Below are 12,493 nucleotides of genomic sequence, written 5' to 3'. Positions count from 1 at the left end.
AGTGTAGTGACCCCCAAAAGTTAGACCTGAAAGCGTAGGAAAATGAAATCCTGCGCTTTTTCTATGCGGCGAGATGTTTGCGACGATACTGAGCAGGACTGAGCCAACCAAGAGACTTTTTGATACGATGCTCGTTATAGTAGACGATATATTCCTCGATCGCCGTCTTGAGTTCCTCGTAGCTATGGTAGACGCGCCCATAGTAAATCTCTTGCTTGTGCATCCGATTGAGCCGTCGAAGTTCTGGAGCGTGGGTGTGAGGAGGCGGTTCTGATGGAGATTAACTGGACATCGGTCGTCCTCATGCTTTTTGGAACGGTTTTCGGGTTTATCGGGTATCAGTACAAGGAAATCCACGGGCGACTCAAAGAGGACATCGAGAAGAACAAGCAAGCGGTTGTCAAACTGGAGGATCGAATCGTGGATATGCAGACCAGATTCCCGAAAGAATACGCATCGCGGGATGATTACCTGCGCAGCGTTGCCAATCTGGATACGAAGGTTGACCGCATCTCGAATGAACTCATTTTGATTAACAAGAACATTGGACGGCTTGCAGGGGGTGAAGTATATCGCTATACTGCGCCGTACTGGGCGATGCAGCTCGGTGTCGGCAAGACGCGGCCGGTGGGCAGAGCGGCACAGCTCGACTGCTATGTACGCTACTTCTGGTCGCATACGAATGGTGCATCGGCTCGGTTGAATTCGGGGGAGACCTACGACTTCCACGCGACGGACTCGCATCGTCTGCGTGCAGGGGCCCGCTACACGCGCCGCAACTCCGCCTCCGCACTGTATGCGGGGCTCGCACTTGAGTACGAGATGGGGAACGGTGCGGCGGCGCACTTCCAGAGCTACGAGATGCCTGCCTCCGGTGCAGCCGGTGTGAGTGCTCTCATGGAACTCGGCTGGCGCAGTGCGCCGAAGTATGGGCGCGTCACCTGCGAAGTCAACCTGTCCGGTTGGCAGGGACGGCGGAGCGGTTGGCTGGGCAGCGCCTATATCGACTGGAAACTCTGAGTATCGTCTCCACATCGAAAGTGGGGGCAGCTCTGCAAAACAGCCCCGAAGGGCGTGCTGCACAAAGGCGTTTGGTCCTGTGCGGCACGCCTTTTTTGTGCGTCGTGTGCGCTCAGGCACGCACTGAGAAATTCAGTCGTGTCACCTTGATGCAGCTTTTTGCTGGCACCGTGCATGGGATCTTCGGCACAGACTTTGCCATGCGTTCGGTTTGTTTCCTTGCTGGACGAAAGAATCTACGCCAATCGGATGAATCTTGTGTCGTTTATCGGCAAATCCTGAGATATGAACGTGTGCACAATCGTTGTAAGAGTTGATCGATTGAAAAATAATTGCAGTTTTTATATCATAGATATTTTCTTTTGGAAAAAAATGTGGTAATATCGTCCTAATGGAAAATTATATTTTATGGATCGCGTTGAAAACGCAGAATTAGGAGGCGAACTGCTTGTTCAAAGAAATGAAATCACGTCGTCTGGCACTGCTCGTTGCAATTGCGCTCGGTGGGGGCGGATTCCTTTCGTCTGCGCAGAATGTGTCTGCGGCGGATGTGACGGGGAATCATGTGGAGATCGACTCTGCGCATGCACCATCGGATAATGCCATGGATGATTCGAGCCATCCGTTCGGTACAGCAGCAGGGTTTATCCGTGCGGAATCCGATCATAGCAACGTAACGAACAATACACTGATATTCAAAGATCGGCACTATACGAAGGATTTGTTTGGGGGATTTACCTTCGGCAAGGGAAATGTGACGGGAAATAAGGTTTTCATCCGTCAATCGTCAGCGATTCCCGGCTCGGTTACGGAGGGCGTATACGGTGGTGTGACGGATGGCGGCGGGCACGCCGAGAACAATGAAGTCACATTTGAGGGAAAGCGGACGAACGGCGATCTCATCGGCGGGATGACGACGAGAAGGTCGGCAGATCCCTCTGCGCCGAACGGGAGAGGCAATGCAAAGGGAAATATCGTGACGCTCAAAGCCGGCGATGTAGGTTCTTCTTCTGATCCTAAGAACGTTTATGGCGGTTACACCACATCACGAAGTGATGGCGACGCAATCGAGAATAAAGTATTCATCGAGGGTGGCACTGTTTGGGGAGATGTTCTCGGCGGTGCTGCCAATGAGGGGGGTAACGCCACGGGCAATCAGGTCACCGTCAAGGGCGGCGATGTTCACCAGCTTGTTTACGGTGGTTATGCTGCGAATGGAAATGCCACGGGCAATACCGTCACCATGGCGGGGAATGGTACCATTCACCAGCATATCTACGGCGGATGGGCGGCGAACGGCAACGCTACGGGGAACACGGTCAATCTCGGTGACGGCGCGGGCAGTGCAGTAGGGACGATTACCGGCACGATCTATGGCGGCAGAACGAGCGGGACGAAGGATCAGACGACGGGGAACACGCTTAACGTCAATGCCAATGCACAGGCGGGCAACATCAAGAATTTTGAGACGATCCATTTTAATTTCAGCCATGTGAATACGAGCAATCCGCTGCTCAAATTGGTCAATACGTACGGCGAGAAAACGCATCTCAAAAGCCTCAACCAGCTCCATGTGAAAAATGCACCGGTCGGCGGCGGCACTCTGATCGAGAACGCGCACGGTATTGATGTTGACGATCCTGCGGATGTGGGACGAACGGCTGACAAGACGGAAACCATCTTCAAGAAACACACGGCCGGCGACAAGATCACCTATCGTACCTATCAGTTCAAGGATGCGACGACAAAGGATACGGACGGTACAGCAACATGGGGCGGTCGTTCTGTCATTGGTAATACGACGACGAAAAACGAAATAACATTGACCGGCAACCATGGCGCACAGAGTGTCTATGGCGGTTGGACGAGCGGCACGGGCTCAACGGCGACGGGAGAGAACGCGAAGAACCACAGCATCGACAACAAGATCACGTTCAACGGAGCGGCGACCGATACGGTGAACAATATGTTCGGCGGCGTGACCGTCTCGCCGGGGGGCAGTGCAACGGGCAACCGTGCAGTGCTGAACAGCGGCAAGGTGACCGGCTCGCTGACCGGCGGCTCTGTGGGTGCAACCGGCGGGAATGCAACGGGGAACTTTGTCGACATCAACGGCGGTACGGTGCAGCAGTCAACCTATGGCGGTTCAGCCGGTGGTACTGGGAAAGCGGAGAACAATACGGTTACGCTCACAAATGGTACGGTGGGCGGCGATATCTTTGGCGGTGTTGCTTCGTCCGGAGCCGCAACGGGCAACAAGGTCAATATCAACGGCGGGTCAGCGGCGAATCACGATGTCTACGGCGGTTTCTCAACGAATGGTGATGCGACGGGGAACACGGTCACCGTTACGGCAGGCTCGGTACGCAATATCGACGGCGGACGTACGGGGAGCGGAAACGCGACGGGCAACACCGTCAATATTGGCGATGGGCAGGCTGCCTATACAGGGAGCATCTCCGGCAACATCAACGGCGGCAGCAGCTCGGTGGGCGGCAGAGACTATACGACGGGCAATAAACTGAACGTATACGGCAATGCCACAGCAGCCAACATTAACAATTTTGCCGAGATCAATTTCCGTTTCAACGAACATATGAATAAGAATGCGACCTTCCTGACGCTTTCGAATACGACAGGAACGACGATCCGCAGTCTCAGCGACATCAATGTGCATGGTGCGCACGCGATGAAGGGCACGCTGATTAGGAACACGCATGGCGTTACCGTCGCTGATGGTGTGAACCGTCTCGTCAAGACTATGACGGATGCGTACAAGGAGTTCGTCCTTGCGAAAGGTGCGCATGAGGTCACCTATGAGGGGTATGCCTTTGCCAATCAGACGACACCGACGACCGTTCAAAACGGCACAGATAAATACACATGGGGCGGACGTTCTGTCGGCGGCAATTCGACGCATGACAATGAGATTACCGTGAACAGCGACAGCCATACGAACGTGTACGGCGGCTGGACGAGCGGTACGGGTACGACAGCAGCGGATAAGCACAACAGCTACAAGAACAAGGTCACCGTTAAGGGATCTGCGACGGTCAGCGGAAACGTCTACGGCGGCTTTACCGATGTGGCGGGCGGCAATGCAACGGGCAACGAAGTCACGATTGAGAAGTCAATCACGGGCGCAGTTGTCGGCGGCAAGGCTCTCGGTGAAGCCTCGGGCAATACCGTTACCGTTAAGGCGAATACAGGCGCAGTCACGGGCGGCGAAGGCGCGACGACGAACAACAACACCGTGAACCTCCATGGTGCGACGGTGAGCGGCGCGGTCACGGGCGGCACACAGGCAAGCGGCACGGGCAACACGCTGAATGTGAAGGGCATGAACACGGCACAGAGCGTCGCGGGATTCCAGAAAATGACGTTCGACACAACAGGTGTCGCTGCGAGCGGAACAATGCTGAATGTCACGGGCGGCGGACAGACGAAGGTCGACTGGAACACGCTGACGGCGGGCGGCAACGGGCGCAACATTACCCTGATGCGGAACAATAACGGCATCGACTTCGGCAGTACATACACCGCTGGTGCAGTGAAGTCCGGACTGAGCGCGGATAAAAAGAGCGAGACGAATGTCAGCGTCTCGTCGGACCAGAAAGAGATCAAGTACACAGGTTACCAGTTCACGGGAGTCACGGCGGCTTCTGTCGATGGGACAAACGCATACGGCGGTGTCTCCAAGGCGGGCAATGCAACGCACCACAATGAGATCACTGTGAACGGCAGCTATACGAACGTGTACGGCGGTCATACGTCAGGCACGAGCAATACGGATGTCGAGAAGAAGGACAGCCACGATAATACCGTCACCATTACGGGCGGCACGATTACGGGCAAGGTCTATGGCGGCTATACCGAGGCTGCGGATGGCAAGACCTACAACAACACGATCAACCTCAACGGCGGCAATCTCGCGAATGCCGAAATCTCGGGCGGTAACCGTGCGATTGGCAGTGAGAAGGGCAATACGCTGAATGTCAACACGGCGGCGACGGTCGGAAAGATTGAGAATTTCTCCACAGTCGCGTTCAAGAACGCCTCCTCGAAGCTGACGTTGACGGCGGCAAATGCGAACTTCGATCTGAACTCCATTAAGGCGGACTTTGCGGCGACGGAGAGCGAGGTCGAGCTCGTCGAGAATGCAAACGGTCTGACGCTAAAGGACGGAAAAACCTTCCGTACCGAGCTCAGCACTGACCGCACGAAGGAAACGAATATCGAGGCACGCGGCAACACGCGGATCGTTCGCTACGGCTACACATTCAAGGGAGCGACGGCGGCAGCGTCGACCGGTACCGAGATGTGGGGCGGGCGCTCGGCTGCGGGCAATACCACCACGGGGAACACGATCTCTGTGAATGACAGCAACCACAAGAAGGTCTACGGCGGCTATACCAGCGGCACGGGAACGTCTGCGACGGGGGCTGATGCGGGCGACAGCCATACGAACACGGTCAATGTCGCGGGTGGTGTCTATACTGCCATCTACGGCGGTCGGACGGATGTCGCCGGCGGCAAGGCTGTGTCGAATACGGTCAATGTGACGCAGGATGCACAGGGGAGTATTGTCGGTGGCTACTCCGCGAGCGGTGAGGCATCGAACAACGTGGTCGATGTCACGGGACATACGTTTACCGGCAATATCACAGGCGGACAGGGGACGGTGACGAACTACAACGTGATCCGTCTCCGCAATGCGGCGGTCACGGGCACAGTCACGGGCGGTACGGCGGCAAATGGGAAGGACAATACGCTTGCCGTTTCCTACGGCTCGGGTACGTCCTCGTCGGTCGGCGACATCACCAACATCCAGAACCTCCGTTTCGACATGGAGAATGCGCCCGTGCGCAATGCGAATCCTCTGCTGAAGCTGACGAATGTCAGCAGTGGCGATAAGAACCTCACGGGGATGAAGTTTGCTGTTCATCGCAGCGGTGCGACGCAGAAGCTCGCAAAGGGCGACACGTTCACGCTCATGGAGAATACGACCCTCGGCGGGCGTAATATCACCGTCGGCAGCAATGTGACGGCAGAGGGCAGGGACGGCGTTTCGCGCAGGTATACGTTTGACATCACGCAGGATCCGCATGACGCGCATAAGCTCATTGCAACGGTCACGAAGGCGGGCATGGACGAGCAGTCCAAGTCCATTGTCGAGACGCGTGCGGGTGCGAGTGCATTCATCAATGACGGTGCTGACTTCCTCGCGGGTACGGGGATGGATGCGGCGAAAAAGGAGGCACGCGCAGCAGCTGCGGCTGCGGGCGGCAGCTACGGTCTCTGGGCAGGAATGGGCGGCGGCTCACTCCGCCACGAAACCGGCTCCTATGTCGATATGAAGGGCTGGAACCTCGGTGTCGGCTGGGCGCGTGAGAACGCAGTGCAGGCGGGTACGCTGACCTTTGGCCCCTTCATCGAGTACGGGCGCGGCAGCTATGACTCCTATCTCGATGACGGTACGCACGGCAGCGGCAAGACCAGCTATGTCGGCGCGGGCATGATGGCAAGGCTTGAGATGGCAGCAGATAACTGGATTGACGGTGCACTGCGCGTCGGTCGTACGAAGAGCGACTACACAGGGCTTGCAAACTATGATACGACAAACACTTACTATGGTATGCAGGTCGGCGTGGGCAAGGATTTCCACGTCCGCGCAGCGGATACGGTCAGTGCGTACGTGCGCTATGCGTATTCACACACAGCGGGTGCGAGCGCACACCTCAGCTCGGGCGAGATGTACGACTTCGATGCAGTGAACTCGCATCGTCTGCGCATCGGCGCGCGTTATACGCACGGTGCGACGGCACTCAGCCAGTTCTACGCAGGGCTTGCATGGGAGTATGAGCTCGATGGCGACGCACGCGCGACCTCACAGGGCGACAGCGCACCGAGCCCCTCGCTGAAGGGGAGCAGTGCGCTCCTCGAGCTCGGCTATCGCTTTGCGCCGCAGGGCAGCCGCATGAGCTATGACCTGAATCTCAACGGATGGCAGGGCAAGCGTCGGGGCGTTACAGGCGGTGTCTCCGTCAAGTGGGCGTTCTAAGAGCTGCCTCTCATTCATAAGCAAACGAAACGTGAGATTGGATTTCCTCGGATGAGGAGTCCAATCTCTTTTTGCTTTCATTGTCTATAGGGCTTGCAGATATTATTTTCTGTGAAAGACTTTACTTTTCGCGTGTGCTTTCGTAAAATATAGGACAGATAGTGATTCGCATAAGCGTGGCATGGGGGTTGCTGTATTTGTCGGTAATTCTCTAGGGACAGGGGATGTTTTTATGCTGAAAAAGGCAATTGCGGTTGTCACCTCGGGCGGGGACAGTCCGGGCATGAATGCGGCGGCGCGTGCGGTGGTGCGCACGGCGATCTATGAAGGCGTGGAGGTCTACGGCGTGCACAACGGCTACAGCGGCATGGTGCACGATGACATTGAAAAGCTCACGACGCGCAGTGTCAGCGATCTGATTCAGCGCGGCGGTACGTTCCTCGGGACGGCACGCAGTAAGTCGTTCATGACGCCCGAGGGGCGGAAGACGGCGTTTGACAATCTGTGCAAGCGCGGCATCGAGGGGCTCGTCATCATCGGCGGTGACGGCTCACTGACGGGCGGCTCACTGCTCAGCAAGGAGACGGGAATGCCGATCGTCGGGCTGCCCGGCACGATCGATAACGATGTCTGGGGCATGGACTACACGATCGGCTGTGATACGGCGTGCAATACGATCGTGGACGCGATCAACAAGCTGCGCGACACGGCTTCGGCGCATCGCCGCATCATCCTCGTCGAGGTGATGGGCCGGCACTCGGGGTGGCTTGCGATGATGTCGGGCATCGCGGGCGGTGCGGAGTACATTCTCGTGCCCGAGGTGGCGTACGATCTGGAGGAGATCAGCTGCGAGCTGCGGGAGATGTACGAGGCGGGCAAGCGCTACAGCATCATCGTGGTCGCGGAGGGCGCGGGCTCTGCGGTCGAGATTGGCAAGATCATCGGCGAGAAGACGGAGATCGATACACGCGTCTCGGTGCTTGGACACATTCAGCGCGGCGGCTCGCCGACGGTGGAGGATCGCATCAAGGCATCGATGCTCGGCGAAAAGGCGGCACTTGCGATCATCTCGGGGGTCAACGATGTGATCTTCAGCTTTAACGAGGGACAGGTTGTGAGTGTGAACCTCTTTGAGGCGGTCAATAATACGAAGACGCTCGACCCCGAGCTGGTACGTCTTTCGCGTGTCCTTGCATAGTGGATATGATGGAGAGCTGCTGCGGCGGTTCTCCATTATTTTTTCCTTGACAATGGCGCGTAAATCATGCTAGACTGTGAGGCGTTGCAGAAGTGAATAGCTTTTTTGAGAGCACAGTGGAGAGTTGTCCGAGTGGTTGAAGGAGCACGCCTGGAAAGCGTGTGTGCGGTGATACCGTACCGAGAGTTCGAATCTCTCACTCTCCGCCATTTTTATTGATTTTTCTCAGGGCGGGCTGCAGTGTCTTGGTCTCACGCAATGGGGCCCTGTGAACCCCGTCAGGTCCGGAAGGAAGCAGCGGTAAGCGGATCGTCTCATGTGCCGTGAGGGTGCCTGGGGACTGTGGCCTGCCGTGGGAGAAATCGCGTGATGTCAGCAGCCTGGTGGGCTGCTTTTTTGTTGTTGGGAGGTTTCGTCATGTCCTACGTTGCACTCTATCGCCGTTGGCGGCCGGAGACGTTCGCCGATCTCGTGGGGCAGGAGCACATCAGTCATACGCTTGCGCGTGCGGTGACGATGGGGCAGACAAGTCATGCCTATCTCTTTACGGGGCCACGCGGGACGGGTAAGACGAGCACGGCAAAGATTCTCGCGCGTGCGCTCAACTGCGTCGAGGGGCCGACGCTCACGCCGTGCGGTGTGTGTGACTCCTGCCGCAGCATCAACGACGGCTCGTCGATGGATGTGTTCGAGATCGATGCGGCATCGAACCGCGGCATTGATGAGATCCGTGATCTGCGCGAGTCGGTAAAGTTTGCACCGGCGGCAGGGCACTATAAGATCTACATCATCGACGAGGTACATATGCTGACGACGGAGGCGTTCAACGCTCTTCTCAAGACCCTTGAGGAGCCGCCCCCGCAGGTGCTGTTCATCCTCGCGACGACAGAGCCGCACAAAGTGCCCGCGACGATCCAGTCGCGCTGTCAGCGGTATGATTTCCACCGCATTACGGTGACGGAGATCCGTGACCGCCTGACATACGTCTGTCAGGAGTCCGGCATCACGGCGGATGCGGATGCGCTCGGCATCATCGCCGTGCAGGCAGACGGTGGGATGCGTGACGCGCTCTCGATTCTCGACCAGTGTACCGCACTCGCAGAGGGGGTGCTCACGGCGGAGCGCGTACAGGAGGCTCTGGGACTGGTCGGGAATGCATGGACGCAAAAACTGGCAGAACAGATCGCAGAGCGTGACGCGGCGGGGCTTGTCACTCAGCTCGGAGAACTGCTGCAAAACGGGCGTGAGCTGAAGCAGATTCTCGCAGAGCTCGCGCAATATTTCCGCAGTCTGATGATCGCCGGTGTGGGCGGCGCCCTCTCTGCGGCAGAGCTTACGGAGGGGCAGGCAGATGATCTGCGGGAAACGGCGGTACGTTTTACGCAGGATGAAATCATGGCAATCTTGCAGACGCTGAACGAGACGATGCAGGAGATCCGCAGTGCGCCGCAGCCGCGCATCGCAGTGGAGGCAATGCTGATCGGCCTTTGCCGTCCATCGGAGGGGACGGTGGAAGTAACCGCTCCCCTTGTGTCAAATCCCGCCGATACGGCACGCATCGCTCGGCTTGAGGAGGAAGTGCGCCGACTGGCGGCACAACTCGCAGGGGTCGGGACGGCACAGGCTGCCACGGTGGGGAGCGGAGCGACAAGCGCAGTTGCTGCTATATCGAAACCGTCGGCGCATCCCGCGCAAAAAAAAGCAGCTCCCAAACGCATTGCAAAGAGCGGGAATGCGGACGTACCTCGACCGGGAGCACCGCGTCAGCTCGATGGGGCACTGTGGAAGAAGTTCGAGGCACGGCTCAAAGAGCGAAATCGTCTCGCTTCATCCCTGCTCTCGGGCGCGGACTACGAAGGCGCGACAGAGACGCATTTTTTCATTCGTCCCGCAACAGATATGGCGCGTGACTACATTATGAAGCGGCATCGTGCCGTCTTTGAGGAGGTCATGACGGAACTTGTGGGACGGCCGCTTCTCGTCGTCTGTACGGGTGATGAGGAGGAGATTCCACCTGCGACATCTGTGCTGCAGGAGCCGGCGTACCCTGCGCCCGTCGCGGAGCTGCTGAAGATCGCGGGTGACGGCGCTCGCGTGGAGGAGGTTGCCGCACCTGCCATGCGACCTGTGCCGAAGCCACAGCCGCCCGCACCGCCGAAACCCGCTGCGCCGGCGGTGGAGGAGAATGCACCCTATGAGGTGTATGAACCAACGGCGGACGAGGAGGCGGAGATGTTCGACTATGATGAACTGCCGCCTGACGAGAACACTTGACGTTGCACGCGGTTTTTGTTAGGCTAAACATATCTACTATATAAAAGGAGAGTTATTATGTTCAATGGCGGCGGCAATATGGCCGGTATGATGAAAAAAGTCCAGAAGATGCAGAACGAGATGAAGAAGATGCAGGACGAGCTCAAGCGCAAGACCGTCGAGGTTTCTTCCGGCGGCGGCGCGGTGAAGATCGTCATGGACGGTGAGAAGCAGGTGCAGAGCCTCATCATCGCACCCGCAGCGGTCGATCCCGAGGATATCGAAATGCTGCAGGATCTCATCTCGGCAGCATTTAATGAAGCAACTAAGAAGGTCGACGAAATGATGGCGCAGGAGATGGGCAAACTCACGAGTGGGCTTGGACTGCCGCCGGGACTTCTCTGATGCACAGTATCGCACCGCTCACACAGTTGATGGAGCAGTTCCGTGCGCTGCCCGGTATCGGGGCAAAGACGGCGGCACGCCTTGCCTACCATGTTCTGGATATGGACATGGAGCGGGCACGCCGCCTTGCCTCTGCCATCATCGAGGCGAAGGAGAAGATCGGCTTCTGCTCCACCTGTTTCAACCTCACGGATAGCGACCCGTGCGCGATCTGCATGTCGGATCGGCGCGACCACACAACAATTTGCGTCGTTGAGCAGCCGCCCGATGTGGCGGCAATGGAGCGCATGAACGACTATGCGGGCGTTTATCATGTCCTGCATGGTGCACTCTCGCCGATCGAGGGCGTGGGGCCGAACGATATTCGCATCCGTGAACTCGTCACGCGTGTCGGAACGTCCGACGTACAGGAGGTCATCGTCGCGACCAACCCGAACGTCGAGGGGGAGGCGACTGCGATGTATATTGCAAAACTGCTCAAACCGATGGGCGTGCGGGTCACACGCATCGCGCACGGGCTTCCCGTCGGCGGCGACCTCGAGTATGCGGATGAGGTGACCCTTTCGCGCGCTATGGAAAACAGGAGGGAAATCTAGTTTGGAGATTATTGCGGGTATTGCCGTTGGCATCATTGTATTTGCAATTCTCGGGAAACTCATTGCACTGCCATTTCGTATTCTATGGAAACTCATCACGAACAGCATCGTCGGTGCCATCATCCTGTGGGTCATCAACCTCTTTGGTGTCGGCATCAAGATCACCTTTCTCAAGGCACTCATTGTCGGTATTCTTGGTATCCCCGGCGTTATTCTCGTGCTGATTGCACATATGATGTGAGCACTCATAGAAAAAGTTGAGAAAAAGATAAAAAAGGGGGTTGACGAAGGGAAAGCATCTGTGTTATATTATGACAGTCGCGCCGATGAGAGCCGCGAGGAACTGCAAAGAACCTTGAAGCCTTACGCGGTGCAGGATGTACCCTGAAAACTACACAATGCAAAACAAGTTAGAATTAAATCTAACAAGCCAGATGCAACATCGTTGATGTTAGTCAACGAACACAATTCTTTTACAAGAATGACATAATGAGCCAACAGGCTCTCGGATAGGGGCAACCCTTTAGCGGAGAGTTTGATCCTGGCTCAGGACGAACGCTGGCGGCGTGCTTAACACATGCAAGTCGAACGGAGCGAATGAAAGCTTGCTTTTATGAGCTTAGTGGCAAACGGGTGAGTAACACGTAGACAACCTGCCGACAGGATGGGGACAACATTCCGAAAGGAATGCTAATACCGAATGAAGCGGAGGAGAGGCATCTCTCCTCCGTGAAAGATGGCCTCTGAATATGCTATCACCTGTCGATGGGTCTGCGTCTGATTAGCTAGTTGGTGAGGTAACGGCTCACCAAGGCGACGATCAGTAGCCGGTCTGAGAGGATGAACGGCCACATTGGGACTGAGACACGGCCCAGACTCCTACGGGAGGCAGCAGTGGGGAATCTTCCGCAATGGGCGCAAGCCTGACGGAGCAACGCCGCGTGAGTGAAGAAGGTCTTC

At 56.9% G+C, this 12,493-nt stretch carries 7 protein-coding genes, 1 tRNA gene, 1 rRNA gene, 1 other RNA gene and 1 pseudogene; 10 read left to right on the top strand and 1 reads right to left on the bottom strand.

The window, feature by feature from the left end; all coding sequences use genetic code 11:
* Positions 1–61: 61 nt before the first annotated feature.
* A pseudogene (locus HMPREF9334_RS11550) lies at positions 62–229 on the bottom strand (IS3 family transposase); the annotation flags it as partial.
* A 44-nt stretch (positions 230–273) separates the two neighbouring features.
* Between HMPREF9334_RS11550 and HMPREF9334_RS03320 the strand changes: the two are divergent.
* The 10 genes from HMPREF9334_RS03320 to HMPREF9334_RS03280 all read left to right on the top strand — a co-directional run.
* Positions 274–1,020: an autotransporter domain-containing protein gene (locus HMPREF9334_RS03320; protein WP_006692083.1), complete on the top strand. Its 747-nt coding sequence runs from the start codon at positions 274–276 to the stop codon at positions 1,018–1,020.
* A 448-nt stretch (positions 1,021–1,468) separates the two neighbouring features.
* Positions 1,469–7,081 carry an autotransporter outer membrane beta-barrel domain-containing protein gene (locus HMPREF9334_RS03315; RefSeq protein WP_006692082.1) on the top strand — a complete coding sequence of 1,871 codons (5,613 nt, stop codon included), beginning with the start codon at positions 1,469–1,471 and terminating at the stop codon, positions 7,079–7,081.
* Between the two features lie 232 nt (positions 7,082–7,313).
* Complete coding sequence (pfkA, locus tag HMPREF9334_RS03310) at positions 7,314–8,279, top strand: 6-phosphofructokinase (protein ID WP_006692081.1); 966 nt, start codon at positions 7,314–7,316, stop codon at positions 8,277–8,279.
* Between the two features lie 118 nt (positions 8,280–8,397).
* Positions 8,398–8,488, top strand: a tRNA-Ser gene (locus HMPREF9334_RS03305).
* A gap of 33 nt (positions 8,489–8,521) precedes the next feature.
* Positions 8,522–8,621, top strand: an RNA gene (gene ffs / locus HMPREF9334_RS11545) — signal recognition particle sRNA small type.
* A 75-nt stretch (positions 8,622–8,696) separates the two neighbouring features.
* On the top strand, positions 8,697–10,553 hold the full coding sequence (gene dnaX / locus HMPREF9334_RS03300) for a DNA polymerase III subunit gamma/tau (RefSeq protein ID WP_006692080.1): 1,857 nt from the start codon (positions 8,697–8,699) through the stop codon (positions 10,551–10,553).
* Positions 10,554–10,610: 57 nt separating this feature from the next.
* Positions 10,611–10,937: a YbaB/EbfC family nucleoid-associated protein gene (locus HMPREF9334_RS03295; protein WP_006692079.1), complete on the top strand. Its 327-nt coding sequence runs from the start codon at positions 10,611–10,613 to the stop codon at positions 10,935–10,937.
* Positions 10,937–11,533: a recombination mediator RecR gene (recR, locus tag HMPREF9334_RS03290; protein WP_006692078.1), complete on the top strand. Its 597-nt coding sequence runs from the start codon at positions 10,937–10,939 to the stop codon at positions 11,531–11,533. The genes HMPREF9334_RS03295 and recR overlap by 1 nt, the downstream gene beginning before the upstream one ends.
* A gap of 1 nt (position 11,534) precedes the next feature.
* The gene (locus tag HMPREF9334_RS03285) at positions 11,535–11,774 is read left to right on the top strand and encodes a pro-sigmaK processing inhibitor BofA family protein (protein WP_006692077.1); all 240 of its coding nucleotides are present in this window, start codon (positions 11,535–11,537) and stop codon (positions 11,772–11,774) included.
* Positions 11,775–12,056: 282 nt separating this feature from the next.
* A 16S ribosomal RNA gene (locus tag HMPREF9334_RS03280) occupies positions 12,057–12,493 on the top strand; the annotation flags it as partial.

The organism is Centipeda infelix ATCC 43532 (assembly GCF_000234095.1).
Taxonomy (GTDB): Bacteria; Bacillota; Negativicutes; order Selenomonadales; family Selenomonadaceae; genus Centipeda; species Centipeda infelix.
The sequence above is the reverse complement of the archived record's forward strand: the minus strand, read 5'-3'. Positions and strand labels throughout refer to the sequence as shown.